Genomic DNA, 26422 nt, shown 5'->3' on the forward strand with positions numbered 1-26422 from the left:
AGTATAACTACTTATGTAAGCTTAGAAAGTGGGACGTAAGTTTCACTTTCTAGTCTAAATATAAAATAACCTATATAAACTAAGGAGGAATTTAGAATGGCTAAAGCTAAATTCGAACGTTCTAAACCCCATGTTAACATCGGTACAATCGGCCACGTTGACCATGGTAAAACTACATTAACTGCTGCGATCACTACAGTTCTTGCAAAAGCTGGTGGTGCTGAAGCACGCGGATACGATCAAATCGATGCTGCTCCAGAAGAAAGAGAGCGCGGTATCACAATCTCAACTGCACACGTTGAGTACGAAACTGAAACTCGTCACTATGCACACGTTGACTGCCCAGGTCACGCTGACTATGTTAAAAACATGATCACTGGTGCTGCTCAAATGGACGGCGGTATCTTAGTAGTATCTGCTGCTGATGGCCCAATGCCTCAAACACGTGAGCACATCCTTCTTTCTCGTCAAGTAGGTGTTCCTTACATCGTTGTATTCTTAAACAAATGCGACATGGTAGATGACGAAGAATTATTAGAATTAGTAGAAATGGAAGTTCGCGACCTATTATCTGAATACGGATTCCCAGGCGACGACATTCCTGTAATCAAAGGTTCTGCTCTTAAAGCTCTTCAAGGAGAAGCTGATTGGGAAGCAAAAATCATTGAATTAATGGCTGAAGTTGATGCTTACATCCCAACTCCAGAACGTGAAACTGACAAACCATTCTTAATGCCTGTAGAGGACGTATTCTCTATCACAGGTCGTGGTACAGTTGCTACTGGTCGTGTTGAGCGCGGTATCGTTAAAGTTGGTGACGTAGTAGAAATCATCGGTCTTGCTGAAGAAAATGCTTCTACAACTGTAACTGGTGTAGAGATGTTCCGTAAACTTCTTGACCAAGCTCAAGCTGGAGACAACATCGGTGCTTTACTTCGTGGGGTTGCTCGTGAAGACATCCAACGTGGACAAGTACTTGCAAAAAGCGGTTCTGTAAAAGCTCACGCTAAATTCAAAGCTGAAGTTTTCGTATTATCTAAAGAAGAAGGTGGACGTCACACTCCATTCTTCGCTAACTACCGTCCTCAGTTCTACTTCCGTACAACTGACGTAACTGGTATCATCCAATTACCAGAAGGTACTGAAATGGTAATGCCTGGTGACAACATCGAAATGACTATCGAACTTATCGCTCCAATCGCTATCGAAGAGGGAACTAAATTCTCTATTCGTGAAGGTGGACGTACAGTAGGTTACGGTGTAGTTGCTACTATCGTTGAGTAATCTTAACTGATATAAAAAAACCTAAGGGATTTTCCCTTAGGTTTTTTGTTTGCGTTTATATAAGGAAGAAGAGGGTGTTTTTTGTTTTGACGAGTTTCTTCTATAGTATTATAAAAACGACAAAAGATAATCCAGAAACTGTAAAATGAATTCTGTTAGATGAAAACTTGAAATTCTTTAAAGTGCCATGTATAATAGCAAAAGTAGAGAAAAGCAGATGCAAACAAAAAGATGCTTGCATCTAGACGAATAACATTGTATAATAGACAATGTTGGTCTTTGACTGCGATGAAGTGGAAGGTTGCTGACACACCCGGCCGCTTTGCCATGGCATGGTGTGGGGAAATTTCCATGGAGAAGGTCTATTTTAGAAATAGGCGAACGAAGGAGGGAAAATAATGGCAAAAGAAAAAATTCGTATCCGTTTAAAAGCTTACGATCACCGTATTCTTGATCAGTCAGCTGAGAAAATTGTAGAAACAGCTAAGCGTTCTGGGGCAACAGTTTCTGGTCCGATCCCATTACCAACTGAAAAAACTGTTTACACAATTCTTCGTGCTGTTCATAAGTACAAAGATTCTCGTGAGCAATTCGAAATGCGCACGCACAAACGTCTAATCGACATCGTGAGTCCTACTCCACAAACAGTAGATTCATTAATGCGTTTAGACTTACCATCTGGTGTAGATATCGAAATCAAACTATAATTTATATAACTTAAAAATGTAGGAGGTGTAACTCATGACCAAAGGAATCTTAGGAAGAAAGATCGGTATGACTCAAGTATTTGCTGAGAACGGTGAGTTAATCCCAGTAACAGTTATCGCTGCTAATCCAAACGTTGTTCTTCAAAAGAAAACAACTGAAACTGATGGCTACAATGCAATCCAGTTAGGATTTGAAGATAAACGTGAAAAGTTAACTAACAAACCTGAACAAGGCCACACTGCTAAAGCATCTACAACTCCTAAGCGCTTCATTCGCGAAATCCGCGATGCAGACGTGGACGGATTAGAGGTTGGTCAAGAGGTAAAAGTTGACGTATTCGCTACAGGTGAAATCGTTGATGTAACAGGAATTTCTAAAGGTAAAGGTTTCCAAGGTGTTATCAAACGCCACGGACAATCTCGCGGACCTATGTCTCATGGTTCTCGCTATCACCGTCGTCCAGGTTCAATGGGCCCAGTTGCTCCGAACCGTGTATTCAAAGGCAAAAAACTTGCTGGACGTATGGGTGGAGACCAAGTTACTATCCAAAACTTAGAAATCGTTCAAGTTGACACTGAGCGCAACTTATTACTAGTAAAAGGTAACGTTCCAGGTGCTAAGAAATCTCTTGTAGTTGTTCAAGGCGCTGTGAAGGTTAGCAAATAATTCACAATAGGAAGGAGGAATTCCAATGCCAAAAGTTACTGTATATAACCAAACTGGTTCACAGGTTGGTGAAATCGAATTAGCTGAAGCTATTTTCGGTATCGAACCAAATGAAGCTGTACTTTTCGAAGCTGTAATGATGCAACGTGCATCTTTACGTCAAGGTACACACAAAGTAAAAACTCGCTCTGAAGTTCGCGGTGGTGGTCGTAAACCATGGCGTCAAAAAGGAACTGGACGTGCTCGTCAAGGGTCTATCCGCTCTCCTCAATGGCGTGGTGGTGGTACGGTATTCGGACCTACACCAAGAAGCTATGCGTACAAACTTCCTAAGAAAGTTCGTCGTTTAGCAATCAAATCTGCATTAGCTACTAAAGTAGTTGAGAACAACATTGTAGTTCTTGAAGACCTAGTGTTAAATGCACCAAAAACAAAAGACATGCTAGCAGTACTTAAAGGATTAACTGTTGAGAAGAAAGCTCTTATCGTAACTGCTGATGCAAACGAATCTGTAGAGTTATCTGCTCGCAATATCCCTGGAGTAACAGTAATCACTGCTGATGGCGTAAACGTTTTAGACGTGCTTCATCATGATAAGCTAATCATGACAAAAGCGGCAGTGGAAAAAGTAGAGGAGGTGCTTGCATAATGAGAGATCCTCGTGATATCATTAAGCGCCCAGTTATCACTGAACGTTCTATGGAAATGATGGCTGAAAAAAAATACACGTTCGATGTGGACGTTAAATCTAATAAAACAGAAGTTAAAGATGCTCTTGAAGCGATCTTTGGTGTTAAAGTAGAAAAAGTGAACATCATGAACTACAAGCCGAAAGCAAAACGCGTTGGTCGTCACGCTGGTTTTACTAGCCGTCGTCGTAAAGCAATCGTTAAGCTAACTGCTGACAGCAAAGAAATCGAAATCTTCCAAGGCGTTTAATTCTTACTAAAGAAGGAGGGAAATTGAGATGGGAATCAAAAAGTATAATCCAACTACTAACGGTCGTCGTAATATGACTACGAATGATTTCGCTGAAATCACGACTGATAGACCCGAAAAGTCATTACTTGCTCCTTTAAGCAAGAAGGCTGGTCGTAATAACCAAGGTAAAATCACTGTACGTCATCAAGGTGGCGGACATAAGCGTCAATACCGTATCATCGACTTTAAGCGTAACAAAGATGGAATTCCAGGACGCGTTGCTACGATCGAATACGATCCAAACCGCTCTGCGAATATCGCATTAATTAACTACGTTGACGGTGAAAAACGTTACATTCTTGCTCCTAAATCTTTAGAAGTAGGTATGGAAGTTATGTCTGGCCCAGAAGCTGACATTAAAATCGGTAACGCATTACCATTAATCAACATTCCAGTAGGTACTGTTGTTCATAACATCGAGCTTAAGCCTGGTCGTGGCGGACAATTAGTTCGTTCTGCTGGTACATCTGCTCAAGTACTTGGTAAAGAAGGTAAATACGTACTTGTACGTTTAACTTCTGGTGAAGTACGTCTTGTATTATCTGCTTGTCGCGCTTCAATCGGTCAAGTAGGTAACGAACAACACGAACTTATCAAAATCGGTAAAGCAGGTCGCTCTCGCTGGTTAGGTAAACGCCCAACAGTTCGTGGTTCTGTAATGAACCCTGTTGATCACCCACACGGTGGTGGTGAAGGACGTTCTCCAATCGGACGTAAGTCTCCAATGTCTCCATGGGGTAAACCAACTCTTGGATTCAAGACTCGTAAGAAAAACAAAGCGTCTGACAAATTTATCGTTCGTCGTCGTAAAAAATAATGGGATTGTAGTACGGTTCATTTCTAGAACCGTACGCCAATCACGAAGGGAGGCACCAAAATGGCTCGTAGCTTAAAAAAAGGACCATTTGTCGATGATCACTTAATGAGCAAAATGGAAAAATTAGTTGCATCTGAGCAAAAACAAGTTGTTAAAACTTGGTCTCGCCGTTCAACAATCTTCCCTCAGTTCATCGGACACACAATCGCTGTATATGATGGTCGTAAACACGTACCTGTGTACATCACTGAGGATATGGTTGGCCATAAGTTAGGTGAATTCGCACCAACTCGTACGTACAAAGGTCACCTTGCTGACGATAAGAAAACTAGAAGATAATGAGAGGAGGCACTTCAATGCAAGCTAAAGCAGTAGCGAGAACAGTTCGTATTGCTCCTCGTAAAGTTCGTTTAGTAGTAGACTTAATCCGAGGTAAGCAAGTGGGTGAAGCGATTGCTATCCTTAACCACACACCAAAAACTGCTTCTCCAGTTGTAGAAAAAGTTTTAAAATCTGCAATCGCAAATGCAGAGCACAATTATGAGATGGACATTAACAACCTAGTTGTAGAAAAAGTTTTCGTTGACGAAGGTCCAACGTTAAAACGTTTCCGTCCACGTGCAATGGGTCGTGCAAGCCAAATTAACAAACGCACAAGCCACATCACAGTTGTGGTATCAGAAAAGAAGGAGGGATAATCGATGGGTCAAAAGGTTAATCCAATTGGTCTTCGTGTCGGCGTTATCCGTGACTGGGAATCTCGTTGGTTCGCTGAGAAAGATTACGCTACATTATTACATGAAGACATCAAAATCCGTGAGTACATTAATGTACGCTTAAAAGATTCTGCTGTTGCTAAAGTAGAAATCGAACGTGCAGCAAATCGTGTAAATGTTACAATTCACACTGCAAAACCTGGTATGGTAATTGGTAAAGGTGGTACTGAAGTTGAAGCACTTCGTAAAGCTCTTAACCAATTAACAGGCAAGCGTGTACACATCAACATTTTAGAAGTTAAGAGAGCTGATCTTAACGCTAAATTAGTAGGCGAAAACATCGCTCGTCAATTAGAAAACCGTGTATCATTCCGTCGTGCACAAAAGCAAGTTATTCAACGTGCTATGCGTGCAGGTGCTAAAGGTATTAAAACACAGGTTTCTGGTCGTCTTGGCGGAGCTGATATCGCTCGTGCAGAATCTTACAGTGAAGGAACTGTTCCACTTCATACACTTCGCGCTGATATTGACTATGCAGCAGTTGAAGCTGATACAACATACGGTAAATTAGGCGTAAAAGTATGGATCTACCGTGGAGAAGTCCTTCCTACAAAAAAGAAAGCTTCTGAGGAAGGAGGAAAATAATATGTTAATGCCAAAACGCGTAAAATATCGTAGAGAGCATCGTGGTAAAATGCGTGGTCGTGCTAAAGGTGGAACTGAAATTGCTTTCGGTGAATTCGGTTTACAAGCACAAGCTGCTTCATGGATTACAAACCGTCAAATCGAAGCTGCTCGTCGTGCAATGACTCGTTACATGAAACGTGGCGGTAAAGTATGGATTAAAATTTTCCCTTCTAAACCTTACACTGCAAAACCTCTAGAAGTACGTATGGGTTCCGGTAAAGGGGCACCAGAAGGCTGGGTAGCAGTAGTAAAACCTGGGAAAATTATGTTCGAAATCGCGGGTGTATCTGAAGAGGTAGCACGCGAAGCATTACGTCTTGCAGCTCACAAGTTACCTGTGAAATGTAAATTCGTAAAACGTGAAGAAAATGGTGGTGAATCTAATGAAAACTAATGATATTCGTGAATTAACCACTGCCGAAATCGAAACAAAAGTTAAAGCTTTAAAGGAAGAGTTGTTTAATCTTCGCTTCCAACTTGCTACAGGACAATTAGAGAATCCAACTCGCATTCGTGAAGTGCGTAAAGCAATTGCTCGTATGAAAACTGTAGTTCGTGAAAGAGAGATCGGAATTAATCGATAAATTGAGGGGAGGTTTGCATAGTGAGCGAACGTAACCAACGCAAAGTTTATACTGGTCGTGTAGTGTCTGACAAAATGGACAAAACGATTACAGTTTTAGTTGAAACTTACAAAACTCATTCCTTGTACGGAAAACGTGTTAAGTATTCTAAGAAGTACAAAGCCCATGATGAGCAAAACCAAGCGAAACTTGGCGATATCGTTAAAATCATGGAAACTCGCCCGCTTTCTGCTACTAAGCGTTTCCGTTTAGTTGAAATCGTTGAAGAAGCGGTTATTATCTAAATAGACGAATCGGAATTTTTAGTCCGAAGGGAGGTTTCATAACATGATCCAACAAGAATCTCGTTTGAAAGTTGCTGACAACTCTGGTGCACGTGAACTTTTAACAATTAAAGTATTAGGCGGCTCTGGTCGTAAATATGCTAACATTGGTGACATTATCGTTGCTACGGTAAAACAAGCAACACCAGGTGGCGTTGTTAAAAAAGGTGACGTTGTTAAAGCAGTAGTAGTACGTACGAAGAGCGGAGCTCGTCGTCCGGACGGTTCTTACATCAAATTTGATGAAAACGCAGCGGTTATCATTAAAGACGATAAGAGCCCACGTGGTACTCGTATCTTCGGACCAGTAGCTCGTGAATTACGTGATAGCAACTTCATGAAGATCGTTTCTTTAGCTCCAGAAGTTCTATAATTTAAGGTATTGCCTTGCTAAGGAGGTGCAGAATTAAGATGCATGTAAAAAAAGGTGATAAAGTACAGGTAATCACTGGTAAAGACAAAGGAAAACAAGGCGTTATCCTTGTGGCTTTCCCAAAGCAAAACCGTGTTATCGTTGAGGGTGTCAATATCGTTAAGAAGCACTCTAAGCCATCTCAATTAAATCCACAAGGTGGAATTATTACTAAAGAAGCACCTATTCACGTTTCTAACGTTATGATTTTAGATCCGAAAACAGGTGAACCTACTCGCGTAGGCTTCAAAGTAGAAGATGGTAAAAAAGTTCGTATTGCAAAAAAATCTGGTGAATTATTAGATAAATAATTTTCTTAAGAAAGGAGGTCACTTCATTGAATCGCCTTAAAGAGAAGTTCCAAAAGGAAATTACTCCTGCTCTAGTGAGCAAGTTTAACTATAAATCTGTAATGCAGGTACCAAAAATCGAAAAGATCGTAATCAACACTGGTGTTGGTGACGCGGTATCTAACTCAAAAGCGTTAGACAACGCAGTAGAAGAATTAACACAAATCACAGGTCAAAAACCTGTTGTAACTCGTGCTAAAAAATCAATCGCTGGTTTCCGTCTTCGTGAAGGTATGCCAATCGGTGCGAAAGTAACTTTACGCGGCGAGCAAATGTATGAGTTCTTCGACAAATTAGTATCAGTTTCTTTACCACGTGTACGTGATTTCCGTGGTGTTTCTAAGAAATCATTCGATGGTCGTGGAAACTATACATTAGGTGTTAAAGAGCAACTTATTTTCCCTGAGATTGATTATGATAAAGTAAGCAAAGTCCGCGGTATGGACATCGTAATCGTTACTACAGCGAAAACTGATGAAGAAGCTCGTGAACTTTTAACACAATTCGGTATGCCATTCCAAAAATAATGGAAGCCAACGCTAAGTAGAGGAGGCGAAAACGTGGCTAAAAAATCTATGATAGCGAAACAAAAGCGTACTCCTAAGTTTAAAGTACAAGAGTATACACGTTGCGAACGCTGCGGTCGTCCGCATTCTGTATACCGCAAATTTAAACTTTGCCGTATTTGTTTCCGTGAACTTGCATATAAAGGTCAAATTCCTGGTGTTAAAAAAGCTAGTTGGTAAAACCCACAAATGGGAAGGAGGTAAAACACATGGTGATGACAGATCCAATTGCAGACATGCTTACTCGCATCCGTAATGCGAACATGGTACGTCATGAGAAATTAGAGGTTCCTGCTTCTAAAATCAAAAAAGAGATCGCTGAACTTTTAAAACGTGAAGGTTTCATTCGTGATGTAGAATACATCGAGGATAACAAACAAGGTATCCTTCGTATTTTCCTGAAATATGGTGCAAACAATGAACGTGTAATCACTGGATTAAAACGTATCAGTAAACCTGGCTTACGCGTTTACGCTAAAGCTGACGAAGTACCACGTGTACTTAACGGATTAGGTATCGCTCTTGTTTCTACATCTAAGGGAGTAATGACAGACAAAGACGCTCGTCAATTACAAACTGGTGGAGAAGTAGTAGCATACGTTTGGTAATATATATTTAAAACGAACGGAGGTGTGACCACATGTCTCGTATTGGTAAAAAGATTCTTGAAATCCCTGCAGGTGTTACTATTACAGTTGCAGAAGACAATACTGTAACAGTAAAAGGCCCTAAAGGTGAATTAACTCGTACTTTCAATGCTGATATGCTTATCAAAATTGAAGAGAATACATTAACAGTTGAGCGTCCATCTGAACAGAAGGAACACCGTGCATTACACGGTACAACTCGTGCTTTAATCGGAAACATGGTTGAAGGTGTAACTGAAGGTTTCGCACGCGGACTTGAATTAGTCGGTGTTGGTTACCGTGCTCAAAAACAAGGTGATAAACTTGTATTAAGCGTAGGTTATTCTCATCCAGTAGAAATGACTCCGGAAGCAGGTCTTGAAGTTGAAGTACCTGCACCAACTAAGATCGTAATTAAAGGTATCGACAAGCAACGTGTTGGCGAATTCGCTGCTAACATCCGTGCTGTACGTGCTCCTGAGCCTTACAAAGGTAAAGGTATTCGTTACGAAGGCGAAGTTGTTCGTCGTAAAGAAGGTAAAACTGCTAAGTAAACCCGTTAGGTGAGAGAAAGGAGTGACAAGAATGATCACTAAAGCTGATAAAAATGCGACTCGTAAGAAAAGACATGCACGTGTACGTGCTAAACTTACTGGTACTGCAGAGCGTCCACGTTTAAACGTGTTCCGTTCTAACCAACATATTTACGCTCAAGTTATTGATGATGTGAATGGTGTAACGTTAGTAAGTGCATCTACTCTTGATAAAGACCTTGCTCTTAACGGTACTAGCAATATTGAAGCTGCTACGAAAGTTGGAGAATCAGTTGCTAAGCGTGCTGTAGAGAAAGGCGTTAAAGAAGTAGTATTTGATCGCGGTGGTTACTTATACCATGGCCGTGTTAAAGCTCTAGCTGAAGCTGCTCGTGAGGCTGGATTACAATTTTAATGGTCAAAGGAGGGAAAATTGATGCATCGCATTGACCCAAGTAAATTAGAACTTGAAGAACGTGTAGTTACGATAAATCGTGTCGCGAAAGTTGTTAAGGGTGGTCGTCGTTTCCGCTTTGCTGCACTAGTTGTAGTTGGCGATAAAAACGGTCATGTTGGATTCGGTACTGGTAAAGCACAAGAGGTACCAGACGCAATCCGTAAAGCTATCGAAGACGCTAAGAAAAACTTAATCGCTGTACCATTAGTTGGTACAACAATTCCACACACAATCAACGGTCATTTTGGCGCTGGTGAAGTATTCTTAAAACCTGCTGCTGAGGGTACTGGTGTTATTGCTGGTGGACCTGTTCGTGCGGTCCTTGAATTAGCTGGTGTACAAGATATTCTTTCGAAATCTCTTGGTTCTAACACACCAATCAACATGATTCGCGCTACTGTGAACGGATTAAGCGAACTTAAGCGCGCTGAAGATGTTGCAAAATTACGCGGTAAATCTGTAGAAGAGCTACTAGGTTAAGGAGGGAAAACAAATGGCGAAAAAGTTAGAAATTACCCTCACTCGTAGTGTAATTGGTCGTCCACAAGATCAACGTGCGACGGTAGAAGCTTTAGGTCTTAAAAAGTTGAATTCAACTGTAGTTAAGGAAGAAACTCCTGCTATTCTTGGTATGATCAACAAAGTTTCTCACCTTGTAACTGTAAAAGAAGCTTAAGGATAACTCATTAATATAAGGAGGTGCCTGGGAATGAAACTTCATGAATTAAAACCTGCAGAAGGTTCTCGTAAAGTACGTAACCGTGTCGGTCGTGGTATCGGTTCTGGTAACGGTAAAACTGCTGGTAAAGGTCATAAAGGACAAAACGCACGTTCTGGCGGCGGTGTTCGTCTTGGCTTCGAAGGTGGTCAAACTCCATTATTCCGTCGTTTACCAAAACGCGGCTTCACAAACATTAACCGTAAAGAGTTTGCTATTGTAAACTTATCAACGTTAAATCGTTTTGAAGATGGTACAGAAGTAACACCTGAATTATTGCTGGAAACTGGCGTTATCAGCAAGTTAAACGACGGTGTTAAAGTTCTTGCAAGCGGAGCAGTAGAGAAAAAACTAACTGTTAAAGCGCACAAGTTCTCTTCAAGTGCTAAAGAAGCAATTGAAGCAGCTGGCGGATCAGTTGAGGTGATCTAATGTTTCGTACAATCTCCAACTTTATGCGCGTTGCTGAGATAAGACGTAAAATATTATTCACTTTAGCGATGTTAATCGTATTCAGGATTGGCACGTTTATCCCCGTGCCATTTACAAATGGAGACGTACTGAAGGCACAAGATCAATTAAATGCTTTAGGTATTCTAAATACATTTGGCGGTGGAGCCTTGAAAAACTTCTCCATCTTTGCGATGGGAATCATGCCGTATATTACAGCATCCATCATCGTGCAATTATTGCAGATGGATGTTGTTCCTAAATTTTCGGAATGGTCGAAGCAAGGTGAAATGGGCCGTCGTAAATTAACGCAATTCACGCGTTACTTTACAATTGTTCTTGCGTTTATTCAGGGGTTTGGTATGTCAATCGGTTTTAACGGTATGGTAGGTGGACAATTAATTTTGAATCCAGGTTGGAGCACTTATTTATACATTGCTACGGTACTGACTGCTGGTACTGCATTTTTAATGTGGTTAGGTGAACAGATTACAGCTAAAGGTGTAGGTAATGGTATTTCCATCCTTATCTTTGGCGGTATTGCCGCAGCGATCCCAAGTGTTATATCTCAAGTGTATCAGCAACAGTTTCAAAATATCGGAGATCAATTGTTCATGAGTATCGTTAAAGTTGCATTGATTTTACTAGCTGTGCTAGCAGTTATTGTGGGTGTTATTTTCATTCAACAGGCTGTTAGAAAGATCCCAATTCAATATGCGAAGCGTGTAACAGGAGGAAATGGTGGTTATGCTGGAGCACAAAACACACATTTACCGCTTAAGGTAAATAGTGCTGGTGTTATTCCAGTAATTTTTGCTGTTTCATTCTTAATTACGCCTCCGACTATTGCACAGTTCTTCCCGAAACATGATGTATCGCAGTGGATTATTGCAAACTTTAACTATTCTCACCCAGTGGGAATGATCATATATGTTGCGCTCATTGTAGCCTTCACATATTTCTATGCATTTGTTCAGGTTAATCCAGAGCAAATGTCAGAGAATCTAAACAAGCAAGGTGGATATGTTCCAGGTATTCGTCCGGGTAAGAATACGGAACAATATCTAACAAAAATCTTGTATCGTTTGACCTTTGTAGGATCAATTTTCCTAGCAGCGATTGCAATCTTACCAGTTATCTTTACGAAATTGGGAAATCTTCCTCCATCTGCACAGATCGGTGGAACGAGTATGTTAATCGTTGTCGGCGTTGCTTTAGAAACAATGAAGCAGCTAGAAAGCCAACTGGTAAAACGCCATTACAAAGGGTTTATCAAGCAGTGAGTAAGTGGGAAGAATTGTCTTCCCTACATGCTCATGTACTCTGAGGGGGAACAAGGATGAACTTAATTTTAATGGGGCTTCCTGGTGCTGGTAAAGGTACACAAGCCGAACAGATTGTTGCCAAGTATAACATCCCTCACATTTCAACAGGAGACATGTTCCGTGCAGCTATGAAGGCTGAAACTGAAATGGGTCTACAAGCAAAATCTTTTATTGATAAAGGTGCACTTGTTCCAGATGAAGTTACAATCGGAATCGTTCGTGAACGTTTAAGTCAAGACGACTGCGTAAGAGGTTTCTTACTAGACGGTTTCCCACGAACTGTTGCACAAGCATCAGCTCTTGAAGAAATTATGAAAGATCTTGGCAAAAAAATCGACTATGTTTTAAACATTAATGTGGATTCAGGGTTGTTATTAAAACGCCTTACAGGCCGTCGCATTTGTAAAGAGTGCGGTGCGACTTACCACTTAGAATTCAATCCACCAGCAAAAGCTGATGTGTGCGATAAATGTGGTGGCGAATTATATCAACGCTCTGATGACAATGAAGAAACTGTAGCAAATCGTTTAGATGTAAATATTAAGCAAACAAAACCTTTGCTTGATTTCTACGAAGAGCTTGGTTACTTACAAAGCATTAATGGTGAGCAAGATATCAATAAAGTATTTGCTGATATCGATGTTCTCATCGGAGGCTTAGCGTAATGATAATCTGCAAAACTCCTCGCGAGATAGAAATCATGCGAGAAGCTGGCAGGATCGTTGCTTTGACTCATCAAGAGTTGAAACAGCACATTACTCCAGGAATTACAACGAAAGAGCTCGATCAAATAGCGGAAAAGACGATTCAAAAATATGGTGCTACGCCATCTTTTAAAGGATACAACGGATTTCCGGGGAGCATATGTGCTTCTGTAAATGAAGAGCTTGTACACGGAATTCCAGGGAAGCGCAAGCTCAAAGAGGGCGATATCATCAGTATCGATATTGGTGCGAAATACAATGGGTACCATGGAGATTCTGCATGGACGTATCCAGTTGGAAACATTTCTGAATCTGTTCAAAAGCTACTTGATGTCACAGAAAAATCGTTGTATCTTGGTCTAGAACAAGTAAAACCAGGCGAGAGATTATCAAATATCTCACATGCGGTTCAAACCCATGCTGAAGAGAATGGATTCTCGATCGTTAGGGAGTATGTTGGTCACGGAATCGGGCAAGACTTACATGAGGACCCTCAAATCCCGCACTATGGTCCACCAAATAGAGGCCCTAGATTAAAGCCGGGAATGGTCATCTGTGTTGAGCCGATGGTGAATCAAGGAAGACGATATGTAAAAACACTATCTGATGACTGGACAGTGGTAACGGTAGATGGTAAATGGTGTGCCCATTTTGAGCACACGATTGCTCTTACAGAAGCAGGATACGAAATCCTTACCACTTTATAAGTAGCTGGCTCTCCGGGATTTCAGAGCAGTGTAAAATGTTACTGATTTGAAGAAGGGAGAACTATTGAATGGCTAAAGATGATGTAATTGAAGTCGAAGGTACCGTTCTTGAAACGTTGCCAAATGCTATGTTCAAAGTAGAATTAGAGAATGGGCATGTCGTATTGGCTCACGTTTCTGGTAAAATCCGTATGAACTTCATTCGTATTTTACCAGGAGACAAAGTTACGGTAGAATTATCTCCGTACGATTTAAATCGTGGTCGTATTACGTACCGTTTTAAATAATATAGCACTCCGTAATCTTTAAGGAGGTTCGAGACATGAAAGTAAGACCGTCAGTTAAACCAATCTGCGAAAAATGTAAAGTTATTCGTAGACGTGGAAAAGTAATGGTTATTTGTGAAAACCCTAAACATAAACAAAAACAAGGTTAATCAGAAGGAGGTGCATTCGTAATGGCACGTATCGCAGGTGTAGATATTCCTCGAGACAAACGCGTTGTTATTTCTTTAACTTACGTATTCGGCATTGGTCGCACAACTGCTGAAAAAATTCTTGCTGAAGCAGGTATTTCTGAAGAAACACGAGTTCGTGATTTAACGGAAGACGAATTAGGACGTATCCGTGATATCATCGATCGTATTAAAGTTGAGGGAGACCTTCGTCGTGAAGTATCTCTTAACATCAAACGTCTAATGGAGATCGGTTCTTACCGTGGTCTTCGTCACCGTCGTGGTTTACCAGTTCGTGGTCAAAACTCTAAAAACAATGCTCGTACACGTAAAGGTCCACGTCGTACAGTAGCAAATAAAAAGAAATAATAAGTAAAGGAGGTTGAACTAACAATGGCACGTAAAACAAACACTCGTAAAAAACGTGTGAAAAAGAATATTGAAGCTGGTATAGCTCATATTCGTTCTACTTTCAACAACACAATCGTAACACTTACAGATACTCACGGTAACGCACTTTCTTGGTCTAGTGCTGGTGCACTTGGTTTCCGTGGATCTCGTAAATCTACTCCATTCGCTGCGCAAATGGCTGCTGAAACTGCTGCTAAAGCTGCAATGGAACACGGTTTAAAAACTTTAGAGGTTACTGTTAAAGGTCCTGGTGCTGGTCGTGAAGCTGCAATTCGTGCTCTTCAAGCTGCAGGTCTAGAAGTAACAGCAATTAGAGATGTTACTCCAGTTCCTCATAATGGATGTCGTCCACCAAAACGTCGTCGTGTGTAATTTTTCTGTATAGAATTTTCCCTTTTGTCTATAATGGATATGATGCATTATCGAGAAATTTCGTACAGAAACATCGCTTGTTGTGCACAATCGGGAACTGCCTAAGGGGGACTTTCGGTTAGACAGGGGTTATACCTTTGTTTAACCGGGGTTTCGACGTTTTGAAGGAGGGTTTAGTTAATGATTGAAATCGAAAAGCCGAAAATCGAAACGGTTGAACTTAACGAAGATGCTAAATATGGTAAATTCGTAATTGAACCGCTTGAGCGTGGATATGGTACTACTTTGGGTAACTCCTTACGTCGTATTCTTTTATCCTCACTCCCTGGTGCCGCTGTTACTGCTATCCAAATCGATGGCGTATTACATGAATTTTCAACAGTTGAGGGCGTAGTAGAAGACGTTACGACGATCATCTTAAACTTGAAAAAGTTAGCTCTTAAAATCTACTCTGAAGAAGAGAAGACGTTGGAAATTGATGTACAGGGCGAAGGTATTGTCACAGCTGCTGATATTACTCACGATAGTGATGTAGAAATCTTAAATCCAGATTTACACATTGCAACGTTAGCAAAAGATGCGCATTTCCGCGTGCGTTTAACTGCAAAGCGTGGCCGTGGGTATACGCCAGCTGATGCAAATAAAAGCGAAGATCAACCAATAGGAGTAATTCCTATTGATTCTATTTATACTCCAGTATCACGTGTGACTTACCAAGTGGAAAAGACACGTGTCGGACAAGTGGCTAATTATGATAAGCTTACGCTTGATGTATGGACGGATGGAAGCATCGGGCCAAAAGAAGCTATCTCTTTAGGTGCCAAAATCTTAACTGAGCATTTAAATATCTTTGTTGGTTTAACTGATGAAGCACAAAATGCTGAGATTATGGTCGAGAAGGAAGAAGATCAAAAAGAGAAAGTTCTTGAGATGACTATCGAAGAACTAGACCTTTCTGTTCGTTCTTATAATTGCCTAAAACGTGCAGGAATTAATACTGTACAAGAGCTTGCGAACAAAACAGAAGAAGATATGATGAAAGTTCGTAACTTAGGACGTAAATCCTTAGAAGAAGTTAAACATAAACTTGAGGAATTAGGTTTAGGTTTACGTAAAGACGACTGAGGATTTAAACCCATCAACAAAGGAGGGAACTACGAATGGCATACAGAAAATTAGGCCGTACAAGTGCGCAACGTAAAGCTATGTTACGTGATTTAGCTACTGATTTAATTATCAACGAGCGCATCCAAACGACAGAAACTCGTGCAAAAGAACTTCGTTCTGTAGTGGAAAAAATGATCACTTTAGGTAAACGCGGAGATCTTCATGCTCGTCGTCAAGCAGCAGCTTTCATTCGCAATGAAGTAGCTAACGCTGAGACTGGTCAAGATGCACTTCAAAAACTATTCGCTGATGTAGCTCCACGCTATGCTGAGCGCCAAGGCGGATACACTCGTATTGCAAAAATTGGTCCACGTCGCGGAGACGCAGCACCAATGGTAATTATCGAGTTAGTATAATGATAATTAAAAGGGCAGGACAGTTCTTTTCAAGAAACTGGTCATGGCCCTTTTTTTTAAATATAAAAATAGGCTAACTTGGCGAAGGAAAGGGTGCCTTCTATTGAAAAAAGAGAAACTTCGGATAGAAAATATATCATTTCAATATCCTGGGGCAGCCACTTATGCATTAAAAGATGTTTCATTTTCCTTATATGAGGGAGAATGGGTATCTATTATTGGACAAAACGGTTCAGGAAAGTCTACACTTGCAAAATTATTGAATGGTTTGTTTTTGCCAGAAGCAGGGACTATTACAGTAAATGATACAATGGTTTTATCAGAGGAAACGGTATGGGATGTTCGAAAACAAATTGGAATGGTATTTCAAAATCCAGATAATCAATTTGTTGGAACGACAGTGCAAGATGATGTTGTATTTGGCTTGGAGAATATCGGAATGCCAAGAGAACAAATGATTGAAAGATTAGAACAGGCCTTGCAACTTGTCCGTATGGAAGATTTTCTTAATGATGAGCCTCATTCCTTATCTGGTGGGCAAAAGCAGCGAGTGGCAATAGCAGGCGTTTTAGCACTTCAACCATCTATTTTAATATTAGATGAAGCAACGTCAATGTTAGACCCTCAAGGGAGACGTGAAGTAGTAGAAACGGTTAGACAACTTGTTACTCAAAAAGGTATTACCGTGTTATCAATTACGCACGATTTAGAAGAAGCGGCACAGTCAGATCGTGTCATTATTTTAAATAAGGGAGAAATATTAGAGGAAGGGACTCCAGAAAAAATTTTCAAATCCTCTCATATGCTCCAAGAAATTGGCTTAGATGTACCGTTTTCGGTGAAAATAGCAGAATTATTAAAAAGAAATGAAATTCTCTTGCAAAATACGCATCTTACAATGGAAAGCTTGGTGAACGAACTTTGGAGATTACATTCCAAAAAGTAGAACATCGTTATCAATATAAAACTCCATTTGAAAGACGCGCACTTTATGATGTAGACGTGTCGTTTCCAAGTGGGGGCTATTATGCCATTATCGGTCATACTGGTTCAGGAAAGTCGACGATGATTCAACATTTAAATGGTTTATTGCAGCCGACAAATGGTACAGTTCAAATTGGTGAACATTTGATTTCGGCAGGAAAGAAAGAAAAAAAGCTAAAGCCACTACGTAAAAAAGTAGGGGTTGTCTTTCAATTTCCAGAACATCAGTTGTTTGAAGAGACTGTGGAGAAAGATATTTGTTTCGGCCCTACTAATTTTGGAGTATCTGTAGACGAAGCAAGGCAAAAGGCTAGAAAGGCAATTGAACTTGTAGGGCTAGAACCAGAACTGTTAACACGTTCTCCGTTCGAATTAAGTGGTGGACAAATGAGACGTGTTGCTATAGCGGGTGTACTGGCAATGGAACCTGAAGTGCTTGTATTAGATGAACCTACAGCAGGACTAGATCCAAAAGGGCAGAACGAACTTATGGAGATGTTTTATAAGCTGCACAAGGAGAAGGGTCTTACAGTCATCCTTGTAACGCATAATATGGAGGATGCTGCTCAGTATGCGGAGCAGATTGTAGTTATGCATAAAGGAACGGTCTTTTTGCAAGGAAGTGCAGAGGAAGTATTTTCACATGCTGATGAACTAGAGAAAATTGGTGTGGATCTTCCTATGTCATTAAAGTATAAACGTGCAATTGAAGAGAAGTTTGGTATTTCAATTCCAAAGGCTACCTTATCTTTAGAGGATCTTACTCATGAAGTTGTGCAGGTGTTACGAAAAGGTGGTTATGAATCATGCAGCAGTTGATTATTGGGAGATATATCCCGGGGAATTCACTTATTCATCAACTTGATCCACGTACGAAGCTGCTGATTGTCTTTTTATATGTATTTGTTGTTTTCTTAGCAAATAATGCGATTTCATATGGATTTTTATTTTTATATGCACTCATTGCTTTATTTTTTGCAAAAGTGCCGATTCGTTATGTACTTTCGGGCTTAAAACCAATTTTATGGATTTTTCTTTTTACATTTTTCCTGCATATTTTTACAAATAAAGAGGGGGATGTACTATTCCAGCTTGGTTGGTTTTCGATATATGAAAAAGGATTAGAGCAAGGGATATACATTTCTGTACGATTCTTCGTTATTATTTTAATGACGACATTATTAACGTTAACGACGACACCTATTGAAATTACAGATGGTTTGGAGACGTTATTAAAGCCGTTGAAGCGTATAAAGGTTCCTGTTCATGAAATCGCATTAATGATGTCAATTTCTCTTCGTTTTATCCCGACATTAATGGATGAAACGAGTAAAATAATGAAAGCACAAGCGTCACGTGGTATTGATTTTGCCGGGGGACCGATAAAAGATAGAATGAAAGCTATTATTTCACTGCTCGTTCCTCTGTTTATCAGTGCTTTTAAGCGTGCAGAGGACTTAGCCATTGCGATGGAAGCTCGTGGATATCAAAGTGGTGAAGGACGTACTAAATTTAGGCAACTACGCTGGAAAACAAGCGATACAGTAACGATTGTCAGCTTATTTTGTTTAGCTTGTATTTTGGCATGGGTGCGATCGTAATGGAGAATAGAGAAATGGATAGAATAAAATGTACGGTTGCATATGATGGCATGCATTTTTGTGGTTATCAAATTCAGCCGAACCATCGTACTGTTCAACAGGAGATAGAAAAAGCATTGCAGAAATTGCATAAGGGAGAACTTGTTCGTGTTCAGGCATCTGGTAGAACAGATTCTACAGTTCATGCAAAAGGACAAGTAATACACTTTGATACTCCTTTGTCTCTTGAAGAGTGGCAATGGAGTAATGCTTTAAACACAATGTTGCCAGATGATATTGTTATTAGGCAAGTAGAGAAAAAAACAGAAGAATTTCATGCACGTTACGGTGTTGAGAAAAAAGAATATCGTTATCGTGTATTATTATCAAAGACTGCGGATGTATTCCGTAGAAATTACGTATATCAATATCCATACCCGCTCGAAATCAACTCTATAAGAAAAGCAATTCCTTATTTTATTGGAACGCATGATTTTACTTCTTTTTGTTCGGCAAAAACTGACAAAAAAGATAAAGTGCGAACAATTTATGAAATCGAGTTAATTGAACAAGATGATGAAATAATTTTTCGTTTTGTAGGTAATGGATTTTTATATAATATGGTCAGAATTATTGTTGGTACGTTACTTAGCGTAGGGCAAGGAAAGCTTGATCCTGATAGCATTCCAGAGATTTTAGCGAAACAAAATCGTCAGTTTGCTGGAAAGATGGCTCCAGGTCATGGGCTTTACTTATGGGAGGTAAACTATAACAACTAATCCTGGTGTAACATTTGCTTGACATTAGAAACTCAAAAGTATATCATAACATATGGTATTGTTTCTAAAACCACGATTAGCCCCGGAAGGAAATCGTGTTTAAGATAAACAATAGATTTTTTCTATGGAAAAGATAACGAGGAGGGAAACACATGCGTACGACTTTTATGGCAAAAGCTAACGAAGTTGAGCGTAAATGGTATGTGGTTGATGCTGAAGGTCAAACTTTAGGTCGCCTTGCTAGTGAAGTAGCATCCATTTTACGTGGTAAAAACAAACCTACATTTACACCACACGTTGACACGGGTGATCATGTAATTATTATTAACGCTGAGAAAATTCATTTAACAGGTAATAAATTAAACGATAAAATTTACTACCGTCACACTAACCACCCAGGTGGACTTAAGCAAAGAACAGCTCTTGAAATGCGTACAAACTACCCTGTACAAATGTTAGAGCTTGCAATTAAAGGCATGCTTCCAAAAGGACGCTTAGGCCGTCAAGTTTCTAAGAAACTTAACGTGTATGCTGGAGCAGAGCATCCACACCAAGCACAAAAACCAGAAGTTTACGAACTTCGCGGATAATTAATTAAAGGAGGGCTTACTTTGGCACAGGTTCAATACTATGGCACTGGACGTCGTAAGAGTTCAGTAGCGCGCGTACGCCTAGTTCCAGGCGAAGGACGCGTTATCATTAACGGTCGTGATTTTGAAAACTATATCCCATTTGCTGCATTACGTGAAGTAGTGAAACAACCTCTAGTTGCAACAGAAACTTTAGGTAACTACGATGTACTTGTAAACGTAAATGGTGGTGGATACACTGGTCAAGCTGGTGCTATTCGTCACGGTATTTCTCGCGCTTTATTAAAAGCTGATCCAGAATACCGTCTAACACTAAAACGTGCAGGTCTATTAACTCGTGACGCACGTATGAAAGAGCGTAAAAAATACGGTCTTAAAGGCGCACGTCGTGCACCTCAGTTCTCAAAACGTTAATTTTTGCGAACTACAAACCCCAACCATTTTGGTTGGGGTTTTTTTATGTTTCATTCCTCTTTTGCAATTTTTATAGCTTGGAATATTTTAGTGCTACCGCCGCGCGTATGCTTCTTCTTTAGAAGTTTAGACTAATACGTATTAGGGAGGTTTATATGTACTATGAATGTCATTGTCAGCTTACAAGAAAAACAAAAAGAAAAGCAGTTAAAATACGAGCGGAAGATGTTGCGGGAATTATCATTAAAAACATTGCGTTCAAATATTCGTGATGCCTTTCAAATGCAAGAGCTTCATCGTCAGTATGAAGATTACTGTATTGAATTAGGGATAGAATCTTATTTATTAGGAGCGAGATACAGTAAATTTGGTTATTATGGTGAATCGTTTTTTGATGTGAAATATAGAGCTTTAGAAGAAGAACAACAATTAACTGAAACGCTATTTCAATTTTTAACGAGTATGACTATGCGAGAAATAAAGTTGAAAGATGAGGAGTTACTTTTTGAATCTTGTCAGCAGTTTATAGGATTGTGGTGGCAAGAAGGGTATGAAAAAGGTGAAAGAAGATATCGATTAAAGCTTCATTAAGACAAGCATAAACTTTCCTCTTGTCCCATATAAGTAATTAGAGGGACTAGCTGGAGGAGGAAAGGTATGAAGAGAATTCGAATTATCTCTTTTGCACTCGCTGCGGTTGTATTGTTTTTTTTAGTCAAGCAAGAATTTCAAATTACAAAATCGTGGCGAGCTTGGAATTTACCCTTATCAGGGAAAGTAATTGTATTAGATGCTGGGCATGGTGGACCAGATGGAGGGGCTGTTGGTGGAAAGGATATTATAGAAAAGGATATTACGCTTGAAATTACAAAAAAGGTACAAGACTATTTACAAGAACAAGGTGCACTAGTTATTTTAACGCGTGAGGGAGATTATGATTTAGCTAACAAAGATACAAAGTCATATAGTAGACGTAAAGCAGAGGATTTAAAAAAACGTGTAGAAATCATCAATAAACCTGATGTAGATTTTTTTGCAAGTATTCATTTAAATGCTTTAACTAGTAGTGGATCGAAAGGCGCACAAACGTTCTATTACCGCTCTTCGATTGAAAATGAACGTGCTGCAAAATTTATACAGGCTGAATTGAGAACAAGTTTAGAGAACACGAATCGTTCTGCTAAGACAATTTCGCATGTATATTTATTAAAGTATTCTAAAACACCAGGTGCTTTAATTGAAGCTGGCTTTTTATCGAATGTGAACGAAAGGTATATGTTAAATTCGGAGAAATATCAGCAAAAGGTAGCAGCTGCAATATACCGTGGTATATTACGTTATTTCACGGAAAAAGGAAATCCTCCAGAATAAGGAGGATTTTTTTTGAGCTTCTCTCGTTAACGAAGTTTTCGGAAAATATGTTATACTGGAAATGTAAACGCATTTATTTCATGGATAAGCAGAGATAAATTCAATTAACATTACGTTATTTTTCATACAGGGGGCTGGGCTAATTATGGTAACGAAAGAGCAAGTGGTTGAAGCGTTAGAAGGGATTGTAGATCCGTTTTTACATAAAACATTAAAAGAAACAAGTGCAATTAAAGAGGTAACAGTCAAGCCAGAGAAGGAACATGTGAGTGTCAAAATTGCAATCGTAAAAACCGGTACAGCGGAACAAATGCAGTTGCAGTCTGGAATTGTAAAGTTAGTAAAAGAACTTGGGGCAGCAACAGTTGGACTTCGTTTTGCAGAATTTACAGAAGAGGAATTAGCTCAGTTTGCACCGGAACAAGAAGAAGAGCAAAGTGAATCTTTATTGTCACCTAATTCAAAAACAACATTCTTAGCAGTAGCGAGTGGAAAAGGTGGCGTGGGAAAATCAACTGTTTCCGTTAACCTTGCAGTTGCTTTAGCTCGTTTAGGAAAAAAAGTTGGTATTATTGATGCGGACATTTACGGTTTTAGTGTGCCAGACATGATGGGGATAGAAAAACGTCCTATCGTAAGAGGTGACAAGATAATTCCGGTGGAACGTTTAGGTGTAAAGGTAATCTCAATGGGCTTCTTTGTAGAGGATAATGCACCAGTTATTTGGAGAGGACCTATGCTTGGGAAAATGTTAAACCACTTCTTCACAGAAGTAGAATGGGGCGATTTAGATTATTTAGTACTAGATTTGCCACCAGGCACAGGTGATGTTGCGTTAGATGTGCACTCAATGTTGCCATCTTGCAAAGAGATTATTGTAACGACGCCTCATCCAACAGCTGCGTTTGTAGCAGCGCGTGCTGGAGCGATGGCATTGCGCACTGAACATAGTATTCTTGGTGTTGTTGAGAATATGGCATATTTTGAAAGTAAGGTAACTGGTGAGAAAGAATATGTATTTGGAAAAGGCGGGGGAGATAAGTTAGCTACCGAATTACAAACGAATGTTCTTGGTCGTATTCCACTGCAACAACCCGATTGGAATAAAGAAGACTTTGCTCCTTCAGTATATGAAGATACACATACAACGGGCATTATTTATAGTAAAATAGCTGAAACAGTAATTGATAAAACAGCTGTTACACAAAAATAAAGTGAAACTTTAATCAGTGGGGTTCACCTGTTACTGACAACAATAAGGCTTTTGTTGCTAGTAAACCTTTCGCTTAATTAGAGGGGTCCATTTTGTCTGTTAATAGCAAGATAAAGTAATAACGAGTGAACAATATATAAATTGTCCACTCGTTATTATAGTTATTATTTTTTACTGTTCTTCCTTCTTCTCGCCTTGAGAACCACCGTCACCGCCTGCTTCTTTCTTACCAGATCCGCCTTTTTCAGCTTTTTGCACACCTTTACTAATGATATCAATCATCTTGGCTTGGAAGAGTGGACTTTCAGCAGTTTCTGTTAGTACTTGTTGTAGATATTGACGGTATTCTTTACTCTTCATTGTTTGTAACATCATTTTTTCTACTTCAGGATTTTTCATGATTTCTATAACGCCTGCTTGGTATTCAGGGTCTTTTAATAAGGTTTTCATTAATTGAGTTTGTTCTTTCCCCATACTTTTAGCAAATTTTGATGAGAACTCAGGATCTTTAAAGAGCTTTTCCCAGAATTGTTGCCCTTTATCGGATACCATGGCATCTTCAATCGTTTTCTTTACTACTGTTTCATCTAGTATGAGTGCTTGTTTCATTTTTTCATCAGTTAATACATCTTGAATAGCTTTCTTACCTTGATCTGTTTTTAAAATATCAACAATCATTTTCTTTGTTTGATCGTAATCTAGTTCGGATTTCGTTTCTTTTCCTTGTGCGCATGCTGCAAGTGCGATAAGTAGAAAAGAAGAAACGAAAATGAATAGCATCCGTTTCATAAGTTGGAACTCCTTTCAGCACAGTTCTCTCTTTTTAATATAAATATCTTTAAGGAATTTATACATGAACATGGCTAGCTTTTTGAAATTGTCATTGATACAATTTAATTAGAAATATAAGGATAATGGGGGATGTGTTGTGAATAGCCGCAAGTGGGTACGACTATTTTTAACGACGTTGTTTCTTGGTGGGATTAGCACAGTTATTATTGGTTTTGTTTTGGAGTGGGACAAGTACAATAAATTTTTTCAAAATTTCGACGGTAAGGAGATTTTAGCAGTATCTTTCTGGCTGATGGGTGTAGGATTTATTTTTAGTGTTATAAGTCAAATGGGATTCTTTGCATATTTAACAATCCACCGTTTTGGACTAGGGATGTTTCGCTCATCTTCTTTATGGAATGCAGTCCAGCTCTTCTTTATTGCATTCGTATTATTTGATTTTGTGTATTTAAGATCTGTACTTATTGCAAATGGGGAAGTCTCGTTAGGGAATAATATACTTGTTGCTGGAATGTTATTTGTGTTTGGAGCAATTGTTGCTTATGTAAAAAGTAAAGAAACAAATAAAAAAGCATTTGTGCCAGCTCTGTTCTTTATGGTTGTTGTAACGATCCTTGAATGGGTACCGGCGCTTCGGATTAATGATACAGATTGGTTATATTTAATGGTTATACCGCTATTGTTATGTAATGCATATCAATTACTTGTATTACATCGTTTAATCGGAAAAACAAGTAAATCAGCTTAATAGAGAGGTTTTATACAACAGCAGTTATAATGTTGTAAATGGTATGATTAAAAAAGCTCTACCACCTTCTTGAAAGGTAGTAGAGCTTTTTATGCATGAAGAGTAGTAGGGAAGAAGCTACTTCACATCTTCACTTTTCGTACTTGTGTTGGAAATAAGTTGTGATACGGATATTTGCTCATATCCATCACTTTTTATTTTTTGCAGGAGCAACGGTAAAGCTCTATTTGTTTGAAGGGCAGAATCGGATGCGTGTAATAAGACGATATCTCCACCTTTCAAATTATTAGAAACAGTAGAAACGATGTTATTTACACCTGGGTTTTTCCAATCGTTTGAATTATTACTCCAATGCACGACGGTGTATCCAAGTGATTCTGCGATTTTAAGGGTTGCTTTGTTAAATTCGCCACTAGGTGGACGTAACAGCTTGACTTGTTTTACACCAAGTTTCGTAAAAATATCTTGTGCTCGTAAAAGGTCTCGTCTTATTTCATTTGTCTCTAGAGAAGTATAGGATGTGTAATTGTACCCCATACTACCGATTTCGTGTCCATCTTTCATGATGCGCTCTACAATATCAGGGTGTCTTTCGGCCCATGCAGCAGAAAGGAAGAAGGTTGCATTCTTAATTTCTCTTTCTTTAAGAGTATCTAGGATTGGAATTGCTTTTTTGTCTCCCCAACTAATATCAAACGTAAATGCAACTTGCTTTTTAGCGGTGTCTCCCTTGTAAATTACTTTAGGGCCTGTAGCAGTTGAAAAAGCAGATTCATGTGAATATGTTTTTAAAAAGAGTAGCCATGCTGTAAATAAGGACAGTATTACTATTAAGCTAATGTGTTTAAAATTTCTCTTACTCGTAATAAAAAAGAAAAACATAATATTACGCCCCTTTGTCCAATCCTTTTCAGTTACATATATGCTGGAAATATAAAAAAGAGAACAAAGGATTAATATCGTAAGTAGTGGATATAATGGATGATAGGATTGTGATAATTGAAAATGAGCGGAACGTTTATTGTTGCGTAAGGAATTATTGAGGTGATTGTTTGCTTGGGCTGATGTTGACAAAAGAAGAGAGAAAAGAAATGGAATACATATTGAAGAGAGAATTAGAGGAACTTTTATTTGATTTTGAAGATGAGCGTATTCATGAAGTTGTAAAAAAAGCTATGGAAGAAAGATATAAAATCATTTTCTGTTTATTCCGGAGAGTAGCTAACACAGAAGAATGTATTCGTTATGTAAGAAAAAGAATTTTTTATTAAAAAGTGTTGACGTTAATAGTTTGTAGATGTTAAATTAATAACAGTCGCCGATGTGGAAACGTCAGAAAGCGACAAACGAAATTAAAAAACTTAGTTGACATTGAAAAACGAAAATGTTAACATAAGGAAGTCGCAAATGAGCGACCAAGTAGTTCTTTGAAAACTGAACGAAACAAACAACGTGAAACGTCAATTTTTATTTTAGATGCTAGACAAACTAACTTTATTGGAGAGTTTGATCCTGGCTCAGGATGAACGCTGGCGGCGTGCCTAATACATGCAAGTCGAGCGAATGGATTAAGAGCT

The 26422-nt window shown here is 39.2% G+C and carries 44 protein-coding genes and 1 rRNA gene; 43 read left to right on the top strand and 2 right to left on the bottom strand.

Annotation, left to right across the window (positions count from 1 at the left end):
- Positions 1-96: 96 nt before the first annotated feature.
- From tuf to DN401_RS28560, 40 genes are all read left to right on the top strand, one after another.
- Positions 97-1284 (top strand): elongation factor Tu, encoded by a 1188-nt coding sequence (gene tuf / locus DN401_RS28360; RefSeq protein ID WP_001029614.1) that lies wholly within the window; start codon positions 97-99, stop codon positions 1282-1284.
- A gap of 398 nt (positions 1285-1682) precedes the next feature.
- Entirely contained in the window at positions 1683-1991 is a 309-nt protein-coding gene (gene rpsJ, locus DN401_RS28370; RefSeq protein WP_001040596.1) for a 30S ribosomal protein S10, read from the top strand.
- 34 nt (positions 1992-2025) lie between these two features.
- Positions 2026-2658, top strand: coding sequence for a 50S ribosomal protein L3 (gene rplC / locus DN401_RS28375; RefSeq protein WP_000160207.1), 633 nt, complete (start codon positions 2026-2028; stop codon positions 2656-2658).
- Between the two features lie 25 nt (positions 2659-2683).
- Positions 2684-3307 (top strand): 50S ribosomal protein L4, encoded by a 624-nt coding sequence (gene rplD, locus DN401_RS28380; RefSeq protein ID WP_001127258.1) that lies wholly within the window; start codon positions 2684-2686, stop codon positions 3305-3307.
- On the top strand, positions 3307-3597 hold the full coding sequence (gene rplW / locus DN401_RS28385) for a 50S ribosomal protein L23 (protein ID WP_001205558.1): 291 nt from the start codon (positions 3307-3309) through the stop codon (positions 3595-3597). Before rplD ends, rplW begins: the two co-directional genes overlap by 1 nt.
- Positions 3598-3625: 28 nt before the next feature.
- Complete coding sequence (rplB, locus tag DN401_RS28390; RefSeq protein WP_000511583.1) at positions 3626-4456, top strand: 50S ribosomal protein L2; 831 nt, start codon at positions 3626-3628, stop codon at positions 4454-4456.
- Positions 4457-4516: 60 nt separating this feature from the next.
- The gene (gene rpsS, locus DN401_RS28395; protein WP_000124454.1) at positions 4517-4795 is read left to right on the top strand and encodes a 30S ribosomal protein S19; all 279 of its coding nucleotides are present in this window, start codon (positions 4517-4519) and stop codon (positions 4793-4795) included.
- A gap of 17 nt (positions 4796-4812) precedes the next feature.
- On the top strand, positions 4813-5154 hold the full coding sequence (gene rplV, locus DN401_RS28400; RefSeq protein WP_001148024.1) for a 50S ribosomal protein L22: 342 nt from the start codon (positions 4813-4815) through the stop codon (positions 5152-5154).
- A gap of 3 nt (positions 5155-5157) precedes the next feature.
- The gene (rpsC, locus tag DN401_RS28405) at positions 5158-5817 is read left to right on the top strand and encodes a 30S ribosomal protein S3 (protein WP_000529956.1); all 660 of its coding nucleotides are present in this window, start codon (positions 5158-5160) and stop codon (positions 5815-5817) included.
- A 1-nt stretch (position 5818) separates the two neighbouring features.
- Complete coding sequence (rplP, locus tag DN401_RS28410) at positions 5819-6253, top strand: 50S ribosomal protein L16 (protein ID WP_000928969.1); 435 nt, start codon at positions 5819-5821, stop codon at positions 6251-6253.
- Entirely contained in the window at positions 6243-6443 is a 201-nt protein-coding gene (gene rpmC, locus DN401_RS28415) for a 50S ribosomal protein L29 (RefSeq protein WP_000855718.1), read from the top strand. The genes rplP and rpmC overlap by 11 nt, the downstream gene beginning before the upstream one ends.
- Positions 6444-6463: 20 nt before the next feature.
- Complete coding sequence (gene rpsQ / locus DN401_RS28420; protein ID WP_000004106.1) at positions 6464-6727, top strand: 30S ribosomal protein S17; 264 nt, start codon at positions 6464-6466, stop codon at positions 6725-6727.
- Between the two features lie 43 nt (positions 6728-6770).
- Complete coding sequence (gene rplN / locus DN401_RS28425) at positions 6771-7139, top strand: 50S ribosomal protein L14 (protein WP_000615912.1); 369 nt, start codon at positions 6771-6773, stop codon at positions 7137-7139.
- 38 nt (positions 7140-7177) lie between these two features.
- Positions 7178-7489 carry a 50S ribosomal protein L24 gene (gene rplX, locus DN401_RS28430; protein WP_000558200.1) on the top strand — a complete coding sequence of 104 codons (312 nt, stop codon included), beginning with the start codon at positions 7178-7180 and terminating at the stop codon, positions 7487-7489.
- Between the two features lie 26 nt (positions 7490-7515).
- On the top strand, positions 7516-8055 hold the full coding sequence (rplE, locus tag DN401_RS28435) for a 50S ribosomal protein L5 (RefSeq protein WP_001080831.1): 540 nt from the start codon (positions 7516-7518) through the stop codon (positions 8053-8055).
- A 33-nt stretch (positions 8056-8088) separates the two neighbouring features.
- Positions 8089-8274 carry a 30S ribosomal protein S14 gene (rpsN, locus tag DN401_RS28440; RefSeq protein ID WP_001085700.1) on the top strand — a complete coding sequence of 62 codons (186 nt, stop codon included), beginning with the start codon at positions 8089-8091 and terminating at the stop codon, positions 8272-8274.
- Between the two features lie 29 nt (positions 8275-8303).
- A complete protein-coding gene (rpsH, locus tag DN401_RS28445; RefSeq protein WP_000245511.1) occupies positions 8304-8702 on the top strand; it encodes a 30S ribosomal protein S8 in 399 nt (132 codons plus the stop codon).
- A 32-nt stretch (positions 8703-8734) separates the two neighbouring features.
- Positions 8735-9274: a 50S ribosomal protein L6 gene (rplF, locus tag DN401_RS28450; RefSeq protein WP_000086558.1), complete on the top strand. Its 540-nt coding sequence runs from the start codon at positions 8735-8737 to the stop codon at positions 9272-9274.
- Positions 9275-9305: 31 nt separating this feature from the next.
- Complete coding sequence (rplR, locus tag DN401_RS28455; protein WP_000628816.1) at positions 9306-9668, top strand: 50S ribosomal protein L18; 363 nt, start codon at positions 9306-9308, stop codon at positions 9666-9668.
- Positions 9669-9689: 21 nt separating this feature from the next.
- Positions 9690-10190, top strand: a complete 501-nt coding sequence (rpsE, locus tag DN401_RS28460; RefSeq protein WP_000554646.1) for a 30S ribosomal protein S5 — start codon at positions 9690-9692, stop codon at positions 10188-10190.
- A 13-nt stretch (positions 10191-10203) separates the two neighbouring features.
- Positions 10204-10386, top strand: coding sequence for a 50S ribosomal protein L30 (gene rpmD / locus DN401_RS28465; RefSeq protein ID WP_001085234.1), 183 nt, complete (start codon positions 10204-10206; stop codon positions 10384-10386).
- A gap of 33 nt (positions 10387-10419) precedes the next feature.
- Positions 10420-10860, top strand: coding sequence for a 50S ribosomal protein L15 (gene rplO / locus DN401_RS28470; RefSeq protein WP_000766081.1), 441 nt, complete (start codon positions 10420-10422; stop codon positions 10858-10860).
- A complete protein-coding gene (gene secY, locus DN401_RS28475; protein WP_000490117.1) occupies positions 10860-12161 on the top strand; it encodes a preprotein translocase subunit SecY in 1302 nt (433 codons plus the stop codon). Before rplO ends, secY begins: the two co-directional genes overlap by 1 nt.
- A 56-nt stretch (positions 12162-12217) precedes the next feature.
- Positions 12218-12868 (top strand): adenylate kinase, encoded by a 651-nt coding sequence (locus DN401_RS28480; protein ID WP_001048989.1) that lies wholly within the window; start codon positions 12218-12220, stop codon positions 12866-12868.
- The gene (gene map / locus DN401_RS28485; RefSeq protein WP_000582539.1) at positions 12868-13614 is read left to right on the top strand and encodes a type I methionyl aminopeptidase; all 747 of its coding nucleotides are present in this window, start codon (positions 12868-12870) and stop codon (positions 13612-13614) included. Before DN401_RS28480 ends, map begins: the two co-directional genes overlap by 1 nt.
- 68 nt (positions 13615-13682) lie before the next feature.
- Positions 13683-13901, top strand: coding sequence for a translation initiation factor IF-1 (gene infA / locus DN401_RS28490; RefSeq protein ID WP_001029884.1), 219 nt, complete (start codon positions 13683-13685; stop codon positions 13899-13901).
- 35 nt (positions 13902-13936) lie between these two features.
- Complete coding sequence (gene rpmJ / locus DN401_RS28495; RefSeq protein WP_000868344.1) at positions 13937-14050, top strand: 50S ribosomal protein L36; 114 nt, start codon at positions 13937-13939, stop codon at positions 14048-14050.
- A gap of 21 nt (positions 14051-14071) precedes the next feature.
- A complete protein-coding gene (gene rpsM / locus DN401_RS28500; RefSeq protein ID WP_000090788.1) occupies positions 14072-14437 on the top strand; it encodes a 30S ribosomal protein S13 in 366 nt (121 codons plus the stop codon).
- Between the two features lie 24 nt (positions 14438-14461).
- Positions 14462-14851, top strand: coding sequence for a 30S ribosomal protein S11 (gene rpsK / locus DN401_RS28505; protein WP_000101798.1), 390 nt, complete (start codon positions 14462-14464; stop codon positions 14849-14851).
- Between the two features lie 180 nt (positions 14852-15031).
- Entirely contained in the window at positions 15032-15976 is a 945-nt protein-coding gene (locus DN401_RS28510; protein WP_000569643.1) for a DNA-directed RNA polymerase subunit alpha, read from the top strand.
- Between the two features lie 35 nt (positions 15977-16011).
- Positions 16012-16374: a 50S ribosomal protein L17 gene (rplQ, locus tag DN401_RS28515; RefSeq protein WP_000331490.1), complete on the top strand. Its 363-nt coding sequence runs from the start codon at positions 16012-16014 to the stop codon at positions 16372-16374.
- Positions 16375-16477: 103 nt separating this feature from the next.
- Positions 16478-17320 (top strand): energy-coupling factor ABC transporter ATP-binding protein, encoded by an 843-nt coding sequence (locus tag DN401_RS28520; protein ID WP_000711757.1) that lies wholly within the window; start codon positions 16478-16480, stop codon positions 17318-17320.
- Positions 17296-18177, top strand: coding sequence for an energy-coupling factor ABC transporter ATP-binding protein (locus DN401_RS28525; RefSeq protein ID WP_149288075.1), 882 nt, complete (start codon positions 17296-17298; stop codon positions 18175-18177). Before DN401_RS28520 ends, DN401_RS28525 begins: the two co-directional genes overlap by 25 nt.
- Complete coding sequence (locus DN401_RS28530; RefSeq protein WP_001186526.1) at positions 18165-18959, top strand: energy-coupling factor transporter transmembrane component T family protein; 795 nt, start codon at positions 18165-18167, stop codon at positions 18957-18959. The genes DN401_RS28525 and DN401_RS28530 overlap by 13 nt, the downstream gene beginning before the upstream one ends.
- A gap of 14 nt (positions 18960-18973) precedes the next feature.
- Positions 18974-19717 carry a tRNA pseudouridine(38-40) synthase TruA gene (gene truA, locus DN401_RS28535; RefSeq protein WP_002164804.1) on the top strand — a complete coding sequence of 248 codons (744 nt, stop codon included), beginning with the start codon at positions 18974-18976 and terminating at the stop codon, positions 19715-19717.
- Between the two features lie 152 nt (positions 19718-19869).
- A complete protein-coding gene (rplM, locus tag DN401_RS28540; protein WP_001260793.1) occupies positions 19870-20307 on the top strand; it encodes a 50S ribosomal protein L13 in 438 nt (145 codons plus the stop codon).
- 21 nt (positions 20308-20328) lie between these two features.
- Positions 20329-20721 carry a 30S ribosomal protein S9 gene (gene rpsI, locus DN401_RS28545; RefSeq protein WP_000079986.1) on the top strand — a complete coding sequence of 131 codons (393 nt, stop codon included), beginning with the start codon at positions 20329-20331 and terminating at the stop codon, positions 20719-20721.
- A 162-nt stretch (positions 20722-20883) separates the two neighbouring features.
- Complete coding sequence (locus DN401_RS28550) at positions 20884-21312, top strand: DUF2521 family protein (RefSeq protein WP_001101005.1); 429 nt, start codon at positions 20884-20886, stop codon at positions 21310-21312.
- 66 nt (positions 21313-21378) lie between these two features.
- A complete protein-coding gene (gene cwlD / locus DN401_RS28555; RefSeq protein ID WP_000822439.1) occupies positions 21379-22092 on the top strand; it encodes an N-acetylmuramoyl-L-alanine amidase CwlD in 714 nt (237 codons plus the stop codon).
- 145 nt (positions 22093-22237) lie between these two features.
- On the top strand, positions 22238-23305 hold the full coding sequence (locus tag DN401_RS28560; protein WP_000256628.1) for an Mrp/NBP35 family ATP-binding protein: 1068 nt from the start codon (positions 22238-22240) through the stop codon (positions 23303-23305).
- Positions 23306-23476: 171 nt separating this feature from the next.
- Here the strand turns inward: DN401_RS28560 and gerD are convergent, their stop codons facing one another.
- Positions 23477-24094: a spore germination lipoprotein GerD gene (gene gerD / locus DN401_RS28565; RefSeq protein ID WP_000827295.1), complete on the bottom strand. Its 618-nt coding sequence runs from the start codon at positions 24092-24094 to the stop codon at positions 23477-23479.
- A 139-nt stretch (positions 24095-24233) separates the two neighbouring features.
- Between gerD and kbaA the strand changes: the two genes are divergently transcribed.
- A complete protein-coding gene (gene kbaA / locus DN401_RS28570; RefSeq protein WP_001088527.1) occupies positions 24234-24845 on the top strand; it encodes a KinB signaling pathway activation protein KbaA in 612 nt (203 codons plus the stop codon).
- A 117-nt stretch (positions 24846-24962) separates the two neighbouring features.
- Here kbaA and pdaB read toward each other — a convergent pair whose 3' ends face one another.
- Complete coding sequence (gene pdaB / locus DN401_RS28575) at positions 24963-25727, bottom strand: polysaccharide deacetylase family sporulation protein PdaB (protein ID WP_149288076.1); 765 nt, start codon at positions 25725-25727, stop codon at positions 24963-24965.
- Positions 25728-25897: 170 nt separating this feature from the next.
- On the opposite strand from pdaB, the gene DN401_RS28580 reads away from it, so the two are divergent.
- A complete protein-coding gene (locus DN401_RS28580) occupies positions 25898-26116 on the top strand; it encodes a hypothetical protein (RefSeq protein WP_000901147.1) in 219 nt (72 codons plus the stop codon).
- Positions 26117-26339: 223 nt separating this feature from the next.
- Positions 26340-26422 (top strand): 16S ribosomal RNA (locus DN401_RS28585); the annotation flags it as partial.

Origin of the sequence: Bacillus sp. BF2-3 (genome assembly GCF_008368795.1) — a bacterium.
GTDB classification, from domain to species: domain Bacteria; phylum Bacillota; class Bacilli; order Bacillales; family Bacillaceae_G; genus Bacillus_A; species Bacillus_A cereus.